The organism is Bradyrhizobium genosp. SA-4 str. CB756 (assembly GCF_000473125.1).
In the GTDB taxonomy this organism is placed as follows: Bacteria; Pseudomonadota; Alphaproteobacteria; order Rhizobiales; family Xanthobacteraceae; genus Bradyrhizobium; species Bradyrhizobium arachidis.
The window spans coordinates 5728309-5744781 of sequence record NZ_KI421499.1 but is presented as its reverse complement, the minus strand read 5'-3'; the positions used below and the strand labels follow the sequence as shown (position 1 = coordinate 5744781).

Annotated in this window: 14 protein-coding genes; 11 read left to right on the top strand and 3 right to left on the bottom strand. The window is 65.5% G+C overall.

What is annotated here, in order from left to right; translation table 11 throughout:
* Positions 1 to 208: 208 nt before the first annotated feature.
* The 4 genes from BRAGE_RS0127950 to BRAGE_RS0127935 all read left to right on the top strand — a co-directional run bounded on the left by BRAGE_RS0127950 (position 209) and on the right by BRAGE_RS0127935 (position 5425).
* On the top strand, positions 209 to 1042 hold the full coding sequence (locus BRAGE_RS0127950; protein ID WP_027562228.1) for a substrate-binding domain-containing protein: 834 nt from the start codon (positions 209 to 211) through the stop codon (positions 1040 to 1042).
* Positions 1043 to 1096: 54 nt separating this feature from the next.
* Positions 1097 to 2203, top strand: coding sequence for a molybdopterin-binding protein (locus BRAGE_RS0127945; protein ID WP_027562227.1), 1107 nt, complete (start codon positions 1097 to 1099; stop codon positions 2201 to 2203).
* 12 nt (positions 2204 to 2215) lie between these two features.
* Positions 2216 to 4165 (top strand): molybdopterin biosynthesis protein, encoded by a 1950-nt coding sequence (locus tag BRAGE_RS0127940; protein WP_027562226.1) that lies wholly within the window; start codon positions 2216 to 2218, stop codon positions 4163 to 4165.
* Between the two features lie 129 nt (positions 4166 to 4294).
* Positions 4295 to 5425, top strand: coding sequence for an FAD-dependent monooxygenase (locus BRAGE_RS0127935; protein WP_027562225.1), 1131 nt, complete (start codon positions 4295 to 4297; stop codon positions 5423 to 5425).
* Here the strand turns inward: BRAGE_RS0127935 and BRAGE_RS0127930 are convergent.
* The 3 genes from BRAGE_RS0127930 to fdhD all read right to left on the bottom strand — a co-directional run bounded on the left by BRAGE_RS0127930 (position 5392) and on the right by fdhD (position 7203).
* Entirely contained in the window at positions 5392 to 5610 is a 219-nt protein-coding gene (locus BRAGE_RS0127930; RefSeq protein WP_027562224.1) for a hypothetical protein, read from the bottom strand. The genes BRAGE_RS0127935 and BRAGE_RS0127930 overlap by 34 nt on opposite strands.
* A gap of 80 nt (positions 5611 to 5690) precedes the next feature.
* Complete coding sequence (gene mobA, locus BRAGE_RS0127925; RefSeq protein WP_035731563.1) at positions 5691 to 6326, bottom strand: molybdenum cofactor guanylyltransferase MobA; 636 nt, start codon at positions 6324 to 6326, stop codon at positions 5691 to 5693.
* Complete coding sequence (gene fdhD, locus BRAGE_RS0127920; protein WP_027562222.1) at positions 6313 to 7203, bottom strand: formate dehydrogenase accessory sulfurtransferase FdhD; 891 nt, start codon at positions 7201 to 7203, stop codon at positions 6313 to 6315. Before fdhD ends, mobA begins: the two co-directional genes overlap by 14 nt.
* Before the next feature lie 93 nt (positions 7204 to 7296).
* On the opposite strand from fdhD, the gene mobB reads away from it, so the two are divergent.
* The 7 genes from mobB (at position 7297) to fdhF (ending at position 16468) form a co-directional block, all read left to right on the top strand.
* A complete protein-coding gene (mobB, locus tag BRAGE_RS0127915) occupies positions 7297 to 7824 on the top strand; it encodes a molybdopterin-guanine dinucleotide biosynthesis protein B (protein ID WP_027562221.1) in 528 nt (175 codons plus the stop codon).
* Between the two features lie 9 nt (positions 7825 to 7833).
* Positions 7834 to 9090 carry a molybdopterin molybdotransferase MoeA gene (locus tag BRAGE_RS0127910; protein ID WP_027562220.1) on the top strand — a complete coding sequence of 419 codons (1257 nt, stop codon included), beginning with the start codon at positions 7834 to 7836 and terminating at the stop codon, positions 9088 to 9090.
* 45 nt (positions 9091 to 9135) lie between these two features.
* The gene (locus BRAGE_RS0127905) at positions 9136 to 9399 is read left to right on the top strand and encodes a sulfurtransferase TusA family protein (protein WP_027562219.1); all 264 of its coding nucleotides are present in this window, start codon (positions 9136 to 9138) and stop codon (positions 9397 to 9399) included.
* 315 nt (positions 9400 to 9714) lie between these two features.
* A complete protein-coding gene (locus BRAGE_RS0127900; RefSeq protein WP_027562218.1) occupies positions 9715 to 11370 on the top strand; it encodes an OFA family MFS transporter in 1656 nt (551 codons plus the stop codon).
* Between the two features lie 92 nt (positions 11371 to 11462).
* Entirely contained in the window at positions 11463 to 11747 is a 285-nt protein-coding gene (locus BRAGE_RS0127895; RefSeq protein WP_027562217.1) for a hypothetical protein, read from the top strand.
* Between the two features lie 246 nt (positions 11748 to 11993).
* Positions 11994 to 13703 (top strand): NADH-ubiquinone oxidoreductase-F iron-sulfur binding region domain-containing protein, encoded by a 1710-nt coding sequence (locus BRAGE_RS0127890; protein WP_027562216.1) that lies wholly within the window; start codon positions 11994 to 11996, stop codon positions 13701 to 13703.
* Positions 13700 to 16468, top strand: a complete 2769-nt coding sequence (gene fdhF, locus BRAGE_RS0127885) for a formate dehydrogenase subunit alpha (protein ID WP_027562215.1) — start codon at positions 13700 to 13702, stop codon at positions 16466 to 16468. Before BRAGE_RS0127890 ends, fdhF begins: the two co-directional genes overlap by 4 nt.
* Positions 16469 to 16473 lie beyond the last annotated feature (5 nt).

Below are 16473 nucleotides of genomic sequence, written 5' to 3'. Positions count from 1 at the left end.
TCGAGATGAGCGCCGCAGCCTTGCCGAACTTTCCCGAGTGTCACGCCTTTGAACGGTTGCGCCGGCGCGGCGAAGTCTGCTGCTGGTGGTGATCAGATGTCAGCTCTATCTGTCGTTGTCAGGACCCGCGCCGCGAAGCGACAATGCGTCACGAGTGCGGCGCAATCGATCATCATCATGACCGCGTCATATCCGAGGGAACCCGCTCATGGCCGTTCGCCGCCTGTCCGCTCTGCTTGCGCTTCTCTGCGGCCTTGCCGCAGGCGTCGTGGCGTCGTCCGCGGAGGACCGCGCGATCGTGCTGGCGACGACGGCATCGACGCAGGAGTCCGGCCTGCTCGACTATCTCCTGCCGATCTTCCGCGACAGGACCGGCATCGACGTCACGGTGATCGCGCGGCGCGCCGATGAGGTGCTCGACGGCGCGCGACGGGGCGAAGCCGACGTGGTGCTGATGCATGCGCGGCCGCAGGAGGAGAAATTCGTCGCCGACGGTTTTGCATCGAAACGCTACGACGTGATGTACAACGACTATCTGCTGATCGGCCCGAAGAGCGACCCCGCCGGCGTGAAGGGCAAGGACATCGCGACCGCGCTGAAGGCGATCGAGGCCAAGGGCGCGCCGTTCGTGACGCGCGGCGATCGCTCGGGCACCCACGCAGCCGAGCTCGCGCTGTGGATCGTCGCCGGCATCGACATCGCAAGTGCCAAGGGCGCCTGGTATCGCGAGGCCAGGCAAGGCATGAACGCGGCACTCGAGGCCGCGCGCGCTGCGAATGGCTATGTGCTGTCCGACCGCGGTAGCTGGATCGCCTTCAAGGAGCGCGGCGATCTCGACATTGTCGTCGAAGGCGACAAGCGGCTGCTCAACCAGTACGGGGTGATGCTGGTCAATCCCGAAAAATTTCCGGACGTGAAGAAGGAGCTGGGGCAGACCTTTGTCGACTGGCTGACCTCACCGGAGGGACAGACCGCGATCGCCGGCTACAAGGTCGACGGACAGCAGCTGTTTTTTCCGAATGCCGACAGGTCAGGCGGCTGATGGCTGCATCGTCGGCGGTTGCCAAACCGGGCGATGCATGGTCCATCATGGCGCATGACCCAGCGCCTGCCGCCCTCGCTCACATCGCTCGACGTCGCGCTCGCCGCGTTGCTGCGCGGCGTTGAGCCGCTTGCGCCGGTGGAATTGCCGGTGACCGAAGCGGCCGGCTGCATCGCGGCGGGCACTCCGCTGCTTCCGGCCTGTCCGTCTCACGACGTTGCCGCCACCGACGGCTGGGCGCTATGCGCCAATGATCTCGTCGGCGCGTCCGCCTATTCACCGCTGCCTCTGCTTGCGGCGCCTACGTGGGTCGAAGCCGGTGACGCGATACCTGGGGGATGCGACTGCGTGCTCGATGCCGATGCAGTCGGAGTGTCGGGGCCGCTCGTCCAGGTGCTGGCCGAGGGCGTGCCCGGGCAGGGCGTCAGGCGCGCCGGCAGCGATATCGCGGATCGCGCGCCTGCCGGGAGACAGGGACATCCGGTCAGTGCAGCCGATCTGCTCATCGCGCGCGTCGCGGGTTTGGAAAAGCTCGGCGTGCGGCAGCCGCGGCTACGCATCGTCAATGTGCCGGACGCGACGGCGACGGCGCATATGATCGCCGGGATCGCACGCGCAGCGGGACTGGACGTGACGACGTTCGAGGCCGGCGCGCGTGACGAAGCATCGATTGCCGCTGTGCTCGATGCCGCCTCCTGCGATGCGCTGCTGACCGTCGGCGGCAGCGGCGTTGGTCGCCAGGATGCCGCCATCACCGCGCTGACCCAGTGCGGCGATGTGCTCGCTCATGGTCTCGCGCTCCAGCCCGGACGCACCGCGGCGGTGGCGCGGGTCGGCAAGGTTCCCGCCGTCGCCTTGCCGGGATCGCCGGATCATGCGCTCGCGGCCTGGTTCGCACTTGCGCTTCCGTTGATCGATCGTCTGTCGGCGCGGCAGCTGCGCCGGCAGGTGACCTTGTCGCTCGCGCGAAAAATCGCATCCAGCGTCGGCATCGCCGAGATCGCGCTGCTCGCAAGGGAACATGAAACATGGATGCCGATTGCGGTCGGCGAGTGGCCGCTCCAGGCGATCGCCCGCGCGGATGCATGGCTGCTCATTCCCGGCAGCCACGAAGGATTTGCGGCGGGCGTGCCGGTCGATGCTTATCTGATGCGGGAGTGATATGGTTCCGGCATGACCATGATCCCAAAACCGCCAGACCGCAGCGCGCTCGAACAGGAGCAGTTCCTCAAGATCCTTTCGCGCGAGGAGGCGCTGGCGCGCTTCGAGGCGGCGCTGTTCCCGCGTGCGCTTCCGAATGAGGTTTGCAAGCTCGGTGCTGCGCTCGGCGCGGCACTCGCCGAAGACGTCACGGCACCGATCGATGTGCCGCCGTTCGACCGCTCCAATGTCGATGGCTTTGCCGTGCGCTCGTCCGACCTCGCCGCGGCCGGCGAAGGCGCGCCTGTTCGCCTTGCGCTCAACGGCGAGACCATCCATTGCGGCACCGCGCCGGCGCTACAAGTCGCAGTGGGAACCGCAACGGCGATCGCGACCGGCGGTCCGCTGCCGCGCGGCGCCGACGCCGTCGTCATGGTCGAGCATACCCAGCCGACCGGCTCGGATGCGATCGACGTCCGCCGCGCGACATCGCCCGGCCAGTTCGTCTCCTATGCGGGTTCCGACATCGCGCGCGGCGAGGCGCTGCTGCGCGCCGGCACGGTTATCGGGTCGCGCGAGATCGGCATGCTGGCGGCCTGCGGCATCGCCGAGGTGAAAGTCGCACGCAAGCCGCGCGTTGCCGTGATCTCCACCGGCGACGAGCTGGTGCAGCCCGGCGAAGCGCTCGCGCCGGCCGCGATCTACGATACCAATGGTGCGATCGTCACCGCGGCGATCAACGAGAATGGTGGTCAGGCGGTCTTCCTCGGCGCCATTCCCGACGATGAGGCAAAGCTCGAAGCCGCCATGCGCAGCGCGCTGGCGGACGCCGACATGCTGGTCCTCTCCGGCGGTACGTCGAAGGGCGCCGGCGACCTGTCACACCGCATCATCGGCCGGCTCGGGGCACCCGGCATCATCGCGCATGGTGTTGCGCTCAAGCCGGGCAAGCCGCTGTGCCTTGCGGTGTGCGACGGCAAGCCGGTGGTGATCCTGCCGGGCTTTCCGACTTCGGCAATGTTCACCTTCCACGACATGATCGTGCCGGTGTTGCGCAAAATGGCCGGACTGCCGCCGCGCTCCGACGCCAAGGTGAATGCGACGGTACCGGTCCGCATCGCGTCCGAGCTCGGCCGCACCGAATTCGTCATGGTCTCGCTGGTCGAGGGCAAGGACGGCTTGATCGCCTATCCATCCGGCAAGGGCTCCGGTGCGATCACGTCCTTTGCGCAGGCCGATGGTTTTCTGCGCATCGATGCGCTCGCCGACCAGATGCCGGCCGGCACCGAGGCCGAGGTGACGCTGTTCACGCCGCATGTGCGTGTGCCCGATCTCGTCATCGTCGGCAGCCACTGCACTGGCCTCGATCTCGTCAACGCGCAGCTCGCGCATGCCGGGCTCACCGTGCGTTCGATCGCGGTCGGCAGCCTCGGCGGGCTTGCGGCGGCCAAGCGCGGTGAATGCGATCTCGCGCCGATCCATCTGTTCGACGACAAGAGCGAGACCTACAACACACCTTATCTCGTCGAGGGGCTCGAGCTCGTGCCGGGCTGGCGGCGGATGCAGGGCATCGTCTTTCGCAAGGGCGACAAGCGTTTCGAAGGCCTCGGCGCGAAAGAGGCGGTCGCGGCTGCGCTCAGCGATCCCGCCTGCATCATGGTCAACCGCAACCAGGGCGCCGGCACGCGCATCCTGATCGACCGGCTGCTCAACGGCGCGCGCCCCGAAGGCTACTGGAACCAGCCGCGTTCGCATAATGCGGTGGCCGCGGCCGTCGCGCAGCACCGCGCCGACTGGGGCATGACCATTGCGCCGGTCGCCCATGCGGTCGGCCTTGGTTTCATTCCGTTCGCGGAAGAGCATTATGACTTCGCGCTGGTGACGGCGCGCAAGCAGCGGCCGGCGGTGCAGGCCTTTCTTGATGCGCTCGGCTCGGACGAGGCGCGCGCCGCACTGGAGCACGCGGGCTTCCGGCCCGCCTAAAGCGCGTGAACGCGCTTTAGATTCTTGTTCGAGCATGATCTGTTCGGAAAACCGCTTCACACTTTTCCGGATCATGCTCTAGATCGACGACGCGGCGCTCAAGCCGCGCGGCAGGGGGGTGGGGACGCGATGGCAAGGCCGCTTTCGGTTGCGATCGTCGGTGCCGGCATGGGTGGGCTCGCGACAGCCGCGGCGCTCAGGCGCGTCGGCGTCGACGTCATGGTCTACGAGCAGGCCTCGCAGTTTGCCCGCATCGGCGCCGGCATCCAGATCGGCTGCAACGCGATGAAGGTGCTGCGCGCACTGGGGCTCGAGCAACGGATGCGCAGCCAGTCGTTCTATCCACGCTCCTGGAATAATCGCGACTGGAAGAGCGGCGACATCAAATTCGACATGATCTTTGGCGAGAGCGCGGAGGAGAAGTTCGGCGCGCCCTATCTGCTCGCCCATCGCGGCGATCTGCATGCGGCGCTGGCGAGCGCCGTGCCGGATGAGTTCGTGAGGCTCAACCACAAGCTGGCCGGTCTCGACGAGACGGGCGAGGGCGTCCGGCTCAGCTTCGCCGACGGCACCAGCGCCGTTGCCGATGCCGTTGTCGGCGCGGACGGCGTGCATTCGACGGTACGCGACATCCTGTTCGACACCGCGCCGGTCAGGTTCACCGGCCGCATCGCCTATCGCACCACCTATCCGGCATCGCTGCTCGGCGGCGCAGAGATCGACGACTGCACCAAATGGTGGGGCGAGGACCGCCACATCGTGATCTATTACGTCAAGCCTGACCGCAGCGAGGTCTATCTCGTCACCAGCCAGCCCGAGCCGGATTTCCGCATCGAGTCCTGGTCGGCGAAGGGTGACGTGCGCGATTTGCGCGCCTCATTCGAAGGCTTTCATCCGCAGGTCGGTCACGTGCTCGCGGCGTGTCCCGACGTGCACAAATGGGCGATCATGGATCGCGACGCGCTGGAGCGCTGGGCCGACGGCAATGTGACGCTGCTCGGCGATGCCTGCCATCCCATGACGCCCTACATGGCGCAGGGCGCGGCGATGGCCATCGAGGACGCCGCGGTGCTGTCGCGCTGCCTCGACGGCGTCGACCGCGACGGTGTCGCGGACGCATTCCGCCGCTTCGAGGCGACGCGCAAGGAGCGAACGACACGGGTCCAGGAAACCTCGCGTGCCAACATCTGGCTGAGAGAGCGGACCGACACGAGTTGGGTCTACGGCTACGATGCCTGGTCGGTGCCGCTCGCGGCTTGAGCGGCGCGCTCGCGTTCCTCCGCCTCGGCCAGTGCACGCTGCGCGGCGGGCGGCAGCGGCTTCGGGTCGGGCGGGACTTCGACGATGTCAGGCTTGCTAAGCCGTTTCGTGCGATCGATCGTATCCGAAACATCGATGGCGAAATCGACAACTTCGAATATGACATCCAAAAGGGAGTCGGCCATGGCTCATCCGGGGCAACGTACCGATCATTGGTCGTTCCCGTGCGGGGCCCGGTTCACGGCCAGGAGCTCAAAGCGGCGCCCTACGACGCGTCATCCAGCGCCGCCAGCCGCTCGGCCTCGGCGATGTCCTCGACCGTGTTGGCATTGAAGAACGGATCGAGCGGCGCGGCCGGCCAGGTCACCGTCGCGAGCGGATAGCGCGCGGTCCAGCGGTCGATCTTGCGGAGGTCCTCGACGACCAGCGCGTGCCGGAGCTCGTTGCGCAAGGCGACGCGCCACAATCCGATCACCGGATGCGACTGATCGCCGGATGCGGCGACCGCGAGCTGGGCGTTCTCCCGTGTTCGCGCCTCGTGCAGGCGCGCGACGAGATCGCGCGGCAGGAACGGGCAGTCGCCGGCAGCGCTGAGCACCCACTCGATGTCAGGACGGTTCGCAGCGGTCCAGTCGAGCGCGGCCAGAATGCCGGCGAGCGGGCCGGGGAAGCCGGGCACGTCGTCGGCGATGACCTGCAAGCCGAACGAAGCGAAACGCGCGGGATCGCCGTTGGCGTTCAGGATCAATCCGCTGCACTGGGGTGAAAGGCGCGCGATCACGCGCTCCAGAATGGTGCGGCCGCTGATGGTGCGCATAGGCTTGTCGCCACCGCCCATGCGGCGCGCCAGACCGCCGGCGAGCAACACACCTTGCGTGGCGGGAATGTCAGTCGTCACCACCTTCACCCTTGCGCTTGTGCTTGGCCGATTCCTCCTCGACGTAAGCGAGGTTCTGATCGTAGACGATCCGCTCTTCGCCTGCGAGCACGATGAAGCGCTTCCCGCGGGTGCGGCCAACCAGCGTCAGGCCAACCTGTCTTGCGAGATCGACACCCCAGGCGGTGAAGCCGGAGCGCGACACCAGGATCGGAATGCCCATGCGTACCGTCTTGATCACCATCTCCGAGGTGAGGCGTCCCGTGGTGTAGAGGATCTTGTCGCTGGCATCGACGCCGTGGCGGTACATCCAGCCCGCGATCTTGTCGACGGCGTTGTGGCGCCCGACGTCCTCGGTGTAGCAGAGCGGCTCGCCTTCCTTGCACAGCACGCAGCCGTGGATCGCGCCAGCCTCGAGATAAAGCGAGGGCATGGTGTTGATGGTCTGCGTCATCTGGTAGAGCCAGGAGGTACGCAGCTCGGCCTTCGGCAGCGCGACGCTCTCGACCGCCTCCAACAGATCGCCGAAGGCCGTGCCCTGCGCGCAGCCCGAGGTCTGCGTGCGCTTCTTCAGCTTGGCCTCGAAATTGGTGTGGTGCTCGGTGCGCACCACGACCACCTGGAGGTCGTCGTCGTATTCGACCTCGGTGACGGCGTCATTATATTTCAGCATGTTCTGGTTCAGCAGATAGCCGAGCGCCAGGTATTCCGGATAGTCGCCGATCGTCATCATGGTGACGATCTCCTGGGCATTCAGGTAGAGCGTCAGCGGCCGTTCCATCGGCACCTTGATCTCGACCTGGGCGCCGGTCTGGTCGGTCCCGGTCACGCTCTGGGTCAGGCGCGGGTCGTCCGGGTTGGGGACGATCAGGGGTACCGGGGCTTTGTCGATCTTCATCATGGCCGTGACGTTAGCATGACATTCGGGTCAAGCCGATATAAGCATGGTCACTATGATGGAGAAGGCGGTTCCGGCCGCGGAGATCGAGTTACGATGAAAGTCATCGGCCTTGCAGGCTGGAGCGGTGCGGGCAAGACCACGCTGTTGACGCGGCTGATCCCGCATTTCAACGCGCAGGGCCTGCGTGTCTCGGTCATCAAGCACGCGCACCACCAGTTCGACGTCGACGTGCCCGGCAAGGATTCCTGGCGCCATCGCGAGGCAGGCGCGGCCGAGGTGCTGGTGGCCTCGTCAAACCGTTGGGCCCTGATGCATGAATTGCGCGGAGCGGCGGAGCCGCGGCTGCCGGAACTATTGAGCAAGCTGTCCGCCGTCGATCTCGTCGTGGTCGAGGGCTTCAAGCGCGAGCCGCATCGCAAGATCGAGGTGCACCGCGCCGCCAACGGCAAGCCGCTGCTGTTTCCCGACGATCCCGGCATTGCCGGGATCGCGACCGACGTTGCGATTGACACGCGGCTGCCGACTGTCCATCTCGATGATATCGAGGCTGCCGCGGCGCTGATGCTGCGGGCGGCGATGCCGGTCGAGGAAGCGGTGGCCAAAAGCGCCGCGATGCGCTGACGAGGCACCATGGCGCAACTGTCTGACGATTGCTTTGCCTTCGGCGGACCGATGATGTCGGTCGACGAGGCCGTTGGCCTGATCACGACCCGTGTCAACGCGATCACTGATCTCGAAACGGTCGCGCTTGTCGATGCGGATGGCCGCGTGCTGGCGCACGATATCGCGGCGCCCCTGCCGCTTCCGCCGTTCACCAACTCGGCGGTTGATGGCTACGCCGTGCGCAATGCCGATCTTCCGCAAAGTGCGGAGCAAGCGTTGCCGCTCGATGGCCGCATCCAGGCCGGTGGCCTCGCGCATGCGCCGATCAAACCGGGCCACACCGCGCGCATCTTCACGGGCGCGCCGATGCCGCCGGATGCAGAGACCGTCTTCATGCAGGAAGATGTCCGCATCGATGCAACAGGCAAGATCGTGCTGCCGGCGGGGCTGAAGCCCGGCGCCAATGTACGTCCTGCGGGCGAGGACATCCCTCAAGGGCACATCGCGCTGCGCGCCGGCCAGCGCCTGCGGCCGCAGCATGTTGCGCTTGCTGCGGCCTTTGGCCTGACCAAGCTCGACGTCGTCAGGCGCATCCGCGTCGCAGTGTTCTCGACCGGCGACGAGCTGGCCTCGCCCGGCGAGCCGCGCGCCGCCTCGCAGCTGTTCGATTCCAACCGCTTCATGCTGATGGCGATGCTGCGCCGGCTCGGCTGCGAGGTCAGCGACCTCGGCATTTTGCGCGACGATCGCACTTCCCTCGCGAACGGCTTGAAGCAGGTCGCGGGTGACCATGACCTGATCCTCACCACCGGCGGCGTCTCGACCGGCGAGGAGGACCACGTCAAGGCAGCGGTCGAAAGCATCGGCTCCCTCGTGCTGTGGCGGATGGCGATCAAGCCCGGACGGCCCGTGGCGATGGGCATCATCGGCGGAACGCCGCTGATCGGTCTGCCCGGCAATCCCGTCGCGAGCTTCGTCACCTTCGTCCATGTGGTGCGGCCGACGGTGCTGGCGCTCGCCGGCAGCCTGCCCGAGCCGCTGTTCCCGATCCCGGTGCGCGCCGCGTTCACCTACAAGAAGAAGATCGGCCGCCGCGAATATGTTCGCGCGTCATTGCGGCGCGGAGAGGATGGTGCGCTGGAGGCGGTCAAGTTCCCGCGTGAAGGTGCCGGCCTGTTGTCCTCGCTGGTCGAGACCGACGGCCTCATCGAGCTCGGCGAGGACATCATTCGGGTCGAGCCCGACCAGCGTGTAGGTTTTCTGTCCTATGCGGATTTGCTCTGACGCTCCTTCGTTGACGCCAATGCTTCGCCTCGCCATGTTGCGCCCATGACCAGAACGACGCTCGATCTCACCGGTTTGAAATGCCCGCTGCCTGCCTTGAAAACGCGCAAGGCGCTGAAGCCTTTGCAGCCGGGCGATCAGCTCGAAGTGCACTGCACCGATCCGCTGTCGGTGATTGACATCCCGAACCTGATCCGCGAGACGGGCGACACGGTGGAGATCACCGAGCGCAACGACGCGCGCATCGTGTTCTTGATAGAAAAGACAAATGGTCCAATAGAAAGCATCAATGCTGCGCTGCGTCCTTGAGGACGTTACCGCGCTGATACCGACCATTTGTCTATCGACATCGATCACGGCTTCTGCCCCAATTGACAATCTCCGTGCAGGCGCGGAGGTTGAGTCTTGTCTGCGATACGCGGATCAAGGGGCCACACGAAGCTTGCACGTCGTATCGGCATAGCGCCCCGCTTGCGGGGTTAACTTTTGGGATGCGCGCAACGATCCTGGCGCGCGTCGGATGATTGAGCGGAGCAGCAGGGACAATTGGCTGCCCCGCAACGGGCTGAGGATCAGGATCTTTTGCGGCAGGCTGTTCAGAAGGGCGGCTTAGGGGAGGAATGTATGGCTACTATTGAGAGCGCTGGAACGATATCGGGCGCCGGCGCAGGTTTTCTTGATCGCGAGCGGACCATCGCGACCGCCGGCTTCAATCGCTGGCTGGTGCCGCCGGCGGCGCTGTGCATCCATCTCTGCATCGGCATGGCCTATGGCTTCTCGGTGTTCTGGCTGCCGCTGTCGCGCGCGATCGGATTGACCGCGCCGAAGGCCTGTCCGGACATCTCGCTGTGGCAGGAGCTGTTCACCACGACCTGCGACTGGAAGGTCGCAAGCCTCGGGTGGATGTACACGCTGTTCTTCGTTGTGCTCGGCGTCTCCGCCGCGCTGTGGGGCGGCTGGCTCGAGCGTGCCGGACCGCGCAAGGCTGGCTTCGTCGCGGCATTGTGCTGGTGCGGCGGCCTCGTGCTCGGCGCCATCGGCATCTATCTCCACCAGCTCTGGATCATGTGGCTCGGCTCCGGCGTGATCGGCGGTGTCGGCCTCGGTCTCGGCTACATCTCGCCGGTGTCGACGCTGGTGAAGTGGTTCCCCGACCGGCGCGGCATGGCGACCGGCATGGCGATCATGGGTTTTGGCGGCGGCGCGATGATCGGCGCGCCGCTGGCGAACTGGCTGATGGACGTGTTCAAGAGCCCGACCTCGGTCGGTGTCTGGGAAACCTTCCTCACCATGGGCGCGATCTACTTCGTCTTCATGATGATCGGCGCCTTCCGCTATCGCCTGCCGCCGACGGGGTGGAAGCCTGAGGGCTGGACGCCGCCGAGCGAGAAGAAGACGATGATCTCCGAGCATCACGTCCATCTCGACAACGCACACAAGACGCCGGAGTTCTGGCTGATCTGGTGGGTGCTGTGCTTGAACGTGTCCGCCGGCATCGGCGTGATCGGCATGGCCTCGCCGATGCTGCAGGAAATCTTCGCGGGCAAGCTGATCGGCCTGCCTGATGTGGGCTTCAACGCGCTGAACGCCGCGCAGAAGGCGCAGATCGCCGGCATCGCGGCGGGCTTTGCCGGCCTGCTGTCGCTGTTCAACATCGGCGGCCGCTTCGTCTGGGCTTCGCTGTCGGACTATATCGGCCGCAAGAACACCTACTATACGTTCTTCATCCTCGGCATCGTGCTCTACGCGCTGGCGCCGACCTTTGCGGCAATGGGCTCGAAGCTGCTCTTCGTGCTCGGCTTCGGCATCATCCTGTCGATGTATGGCGGCGGCTTCGCCACCGTGCCGGCCTATCTCGCCGACATGTTCGGAACCCAGTTCGTCGGCGCCATCCACGGAAGGCTGCTGACCGCGTGGTCGACCGCGGGCATCATCGGCCCCGTCGTGGTCAACTACATCCGCGAGTTCCAGCTCGCGGCGGGCGTGCCGCGTGACCAGCTCTACAACACCACCATGTACATCCTCTGCGCCATGCTGATCGCGGGCCTGATCTGCAACTATCTGGTCAAGCCGGTCGATCCGAAGTGGTACATGAGCGAGGCCGAGGTGGCGAAGCTGCAAGCCTCGAGCGCGGGCGCGAACGCGGCGCAGCAAACCGGCTCGTTCGGGATCGGCACGGGCGGTCTCGACGCCAAGGCCGCGCTGTTCTGGGCCTTCGTCGCCATCCCGCTGGCCTATGGCGTGTACAAGACGCTGGAAAGCGCGGTGAAGATCTTCTGATCTTTGAACCTACATCATCGCGGGGTGCCGGCTGCCCGGCATTCCCGCGATGCTCGTCTTTCAAGTCAAGAATGGGATCTAGGGGGATTCTTATGCTTCGTACCCGTATCTGCCTTGCTGCCATGCTGCTGGCCGCAGGCCTTCACGCCGCCTCCGCACAGACCGCAACGGCGCCCGCAACTTCGGCGCCGGCGGCAACGACCGCCGCCAAGCCGCCGGGCAAGATCAAGCTCACCATGCAGAAGCTGAAGGACATGAAGGCGAAGTGGTCCGCCAACAAGCCCAAGCTGAAGGCCTGCCGCGGTGAGGTTAAGTCCAAGGGTCTGACCGGCGACGATCGCTGGTTCTACATCGAGGAGTGCATGAGCAAGACGTGAGGCGAGGTTCCACCTGAGTTTGCGTATGGGGGCGTGGCAGGGCGGCTGCCCGCCCCTAAATGACTATAGACACATTCTAAATTTACTTGGCGTCTGGTATACCAGAGGCTAGAGTTGCCTGGAATGAGGCCTGACTCAGGGGATCCGGACGACGCGGTTCCCGGTCCATCAGGCCTGGAAATGGGGGGATCGCGATGGCGATCCCGCCTGAGGTCATCGCGCTTTTGAGGAGAACGCGACGTTTCCATGAGCAGCAACGACGACGTTCAGAAGGTCAGGGAATTCGAGCATCCGGGCGAGGGGCGCCGACGCGCCAAGGCCACGCCCAAGGGCCGGCAGGTCGATCCGACCGCCGCGCATGAGATCGAGCAATTGCTCGGCGACCGCCCGCGGCGGCGCGATCTCCTGATCGAATATCTCCACCTGATCCAGGACAAGTACCACCAGATCTCGGCCGCGCATCTTGCCGCGCTTGCCGACGAGATGAAGCTCGCCTTCGCCGAAGTGTTCGAGACCGCGACCTTCTATGCGCATTTTGACGTGGTGAAGGAAGGCGAGCCGAATGTTCCGCCGCTCACGATCCGTGTCTGCGACTCGCTGACCTGCGCGATGCTCGGCGGCGAAAAGCTGCTCGCGGATTTGCAGGACGCCTCCGGTCCCGGCATCCGCGTCGTGCGCGCGCCCTGCGTCGGCCGCTGCGATACGGCGCCGGCGGCTGAGGTCGGCCACAACTTCGTCGATCATGCCACCGTTGCGAATGTCATGGCGGCGGCGAAGGCCGGCGATACCCACGCGCATTTGCCTGATTATACCGACTACGACGCCTACGTCGCCGGCGGCGGCTACAAGTTGCTGGGTCGCGTGCGCTCCGGCGAATTGTCGAAGGACGATCTGCTCAAGGCGCTCGACGATGCCTCGCTGCGCGGCCTCGGCGGCGCCGGCTTCCCGACGGGACGCAAATGGCGCGCGGTGCTGGGCGAGCCCGGTCCGCGGCTGATGGCGATCAATGGCGACGAGGGCGAGCCTGGCACGTTCAAGGACCGCTATTATCTCGAAACCGATCCGCATCGCTTCATCGAGGGCATGCTGATCGGCGCGCATGTGGTGCAGGCCTCCGACGTCTACATCTATCTGCGCGACGAATATCCGGCCTCGCGCGAGATCCTCGAGCGCGAGATCGCAAAGATCCCGCCGGGCGGCCCGACGCTGCACATGCGCCGCGGCGCCGGCGCCTATATCTGCGGCGAGGAATCCTCGCTGCTGGAAAGCATCGAGGGCAAGCGCGGCCTGCCCAGGCACAAGCCGCCTTATCCGTTCCAGGTCGGCCTGTTCGGCCTGCCGACGCTGATCAACAATATCGAGACGCTGTGGTGGGTGCGCGATATCGTCGAAAAGGGCGCTGACTGGTGGAAGGGCCATGGCCGCCATGAGCGTCATGGCCTGCGCAGTTTCTCGGTCTCGGGCCGCGTCAAGAACCCGGGCATGAAGCTCGCGCCTGCGGGCATCACCGTGCGCGAGCTGATCAATGAGTATTGCGGCGGCATGGCCGACGGCCATCAATTCTATGCGTACCTGCCGGGCGGCGCGTCGGGCGGCATCCTGCCGGCATCGATGGACGACATCCCGCTCGATTTCGGCACGCTGGAGAAATACGGCTGCTTCATCGGCTCGGCCGCGATCGTGATCCTGTCGCAGAAGGACAGCGTGCGCGCAGCCGCACTCAACCTGATGAAGTTCTTCGAGGACGAGAGCTGCGGCCAGTGCACGCCGTGCCGCGTCGGAACCCAGAAAGCGGCATTGCTGATGCAGAAGCCGGTCTGGAACCGTGCCTTGCTGGAAGAATTGAGCCAGGCGATGCGCGATGCCTCGATCTGCGGGCTCGGACAGGCGGCATCGAATCCGCTGTCCTCCGTGATCAAATATTTCCCTGACGAGTTCAAGGAAGCGGCCGAATGACGAAAATTACGTTCGAGCTCGACGGCAAGCAGGTCGAGGCCAAGCCCGGCGAGACGATCTGGCAGGTCGCAAAACGCCAGGGCCGCGACATCCCGCATCTCTGCTATTCGCCGGCGCCCGACTATCGCCCCGATGGCAATTGCCGCGCCTGCATGGTCGAGATCGAGGGCGAGCGCGTGCTGGCTGCGTCGTGCAAGCGCACGCCGTCGGTCGGCATGAAGGTGAAGACCGAATCCGCGCGCGCAACTGCTGCGCAAAAAATGGTGATGGAGCTGCTGGTCGCCGACCAGCCGGCGCGCGAGACCAGCCACGATCCGGATTCGAAGTTCTGGCACTGGGCCGAGACGACCGGCGTCACCGAGAGCCGTTTCCCCGCTGCCGAGCGCTGGGAGACCGACGCCAGCCATCCGGCGATGCGCGTCAATCTCGATGCCTGCATCCAGTGCGGCCTGTGCGTGCGCGCCTGCCGCGAGGTCCAGGTCAACGACGTCATCGGCATGGCTTATCGTAATCACGATTCCAAGATCGTGTTCGACTTCGATGATCCCATGGGCGAGTCCACCTGTGTCGCCTGCGGCGAATGTGTGCAGGCCTGCCCGACCGGCGCGCTGATGCCGGCCGTGATGCTCGACGAGAAGCAGACGCGCGTCGTCTACGCCGACAAGAAGGTGGATTCGCTCTGCCCGTTCTGCGGCGTCGGTTGCCAGGTGACCTATGAGGTCAAGGACGAGAAGGTGATCTATGCGGAAGGCCGCGACGGTCCCGCCAATCACAACCGTCTCTGCGTCAAGGGCCGCTTCGGCTTCGACTACATCCACCATCCGCATCGCCTGACCAAGCCGCTGGTGCGGCTGCCGAATGCGAAGAAGGATTCCAACGACCAGGTCGACCCGGCCAATCCCTTCACGCATTTCCGTGAAGCGAGCTGGGAGGAGGCGCTCGACATCGCCGCCAAGGGCCTCGTCAAGATCCGCGACGAGAAGGGCGTGAAGGCGCTGGCCGGCTTCGGCTCGGCTAAGGGCTCGAACGAGGAAGCCTATCTGTTCCAGAAGCTGGTGCGCACCGGCTTCGGCTCGAACAATGTCGACCATTGCACCCGCCTGTGCCATGCCTCGTCGGTCGCGGCGCTGTTCGAAGGTCTGAGCTCGGGCGCGGTGTCGGCGCCGTTCTCGGCCGCGATGGATGCCGAAGTCATCATCGTGATCGGCGCCAATCCGACCGTGAACCATCCGGTCGCCGCGACCTTCATCAAGAACGCGGTCAAGCAGAACGGCGCAAAGCTGTTCGTGATGGATCCGCGCCGGCAGTCGCTGTCGCGTCACGCGACCAAGCATTTGCAGTTCAAGCCGGGCTCGGACGTCGCGATGCTGAACGCGATGATCAACACGATCATCACCGAAGGCCTGACCGACGACCAGTACATCGCCGGCTACACCGAGGGGTTCGAGGACCTCAAGGAGAAGATCAAGGAGTTCACGCCGGAGAAGATGGAGGCGATCTGCGGCATCCCGGCGCAGACGCTGCGCGAGGTCGCGCGCACCTATGCGCGGGCAAAATCGTCGATCATCTTCTGGGGCATGGGCATCAGCCAGCACGTCCACGGTACCGACAATGCGCGCTGCCTGATTGCGCTCGCGCTGATCACCGGCCAGGTCGGCCGTCCCGGCACCGGCCTGCATCCGCTGCGCGGTCAGAACAACGTGCAAGGAGCGTCCGACGCGGGCCTGATCCCGATGTTCCTGCCGGACTATCAGCCGGTCGGCCGCGACGACATGCGCGGCGCCTTCGAGAAGCTGTGGCAGCAGGATCTCGATCCTGTCCGCGGCCTGACCGTGGTCGAGATCATGAACGCGATCCACGCCGGCGAGATCACGGGCATGTATATCGAGGGCGAGAACCCCGCGATGTCCGATCCCGATCTCCAGCATGCGCGCCAGGCGCTCGCGATGCTCGATCATCTCGTGGTGCAGGATCTGTTCGTCACCGAGACCGCGTTCCACGCCGACGTCATCCTGCCGGCCTCGGCCTTCGCCGAGAAGGAGGGCTCCTTCACCAACACCGATCGCCGCGTGCAGCTCGCGCGCCAGGTGATCAAGCCGCCGGGCGATGCGCGGCAGGATCTCTGGATCATCCAGGAGATCGGCAAGCGCATGGGCCTGCCGTGGAATTATTCGGGCCCCGGCGACGTCTACACCGAGATGGCAGAACTGATGCCGTCGCTCAAGAACATCAGCTGGGAACGGCTGGTGCGCGAAGGCGCCGTCACCTATCCGGCCGATGATCCGAACAAGCCCGGCAACGAGATCATCTTCACCACGGGCTTTCCGACCGCGAGCGGCCGCGGCAAGATCGTGCCGGCCAAGGTCGTCCCGCCGGATGAGTTGCCCGACGCCGAGTATCCGATGGTGCTCTCGACCGGCCGCGTGCTGGAGCACTGGCACACCGGCTCGATGACGCGCCGTGCCCAGGTGCTCGATCAGATCGAGCCGGAGGCGGTGGCGTTCATGTCGCCGAAGGACATGCGCAGGAAGAAGCTTGCGCCGGGCGATTTCATTCGCTTGGAGACCCGCCGCGGTGCCGTCGAGGTCAAGGTCCGCTCCGACCGCGACGTGCCGGAGAACATGGTGTTCATGCCGTTCTGCTACGCGGAGGCGGCGGCGAACCTCTTGACCAATCCGGCGCTCGACCCGTTCGGCAAGATCCCGGAGTTCAAGTTCTGCGCAGCAAGGGCCGAGCGCGTGGAGATGCGGGACGCGGCGGAGTAGGGTCC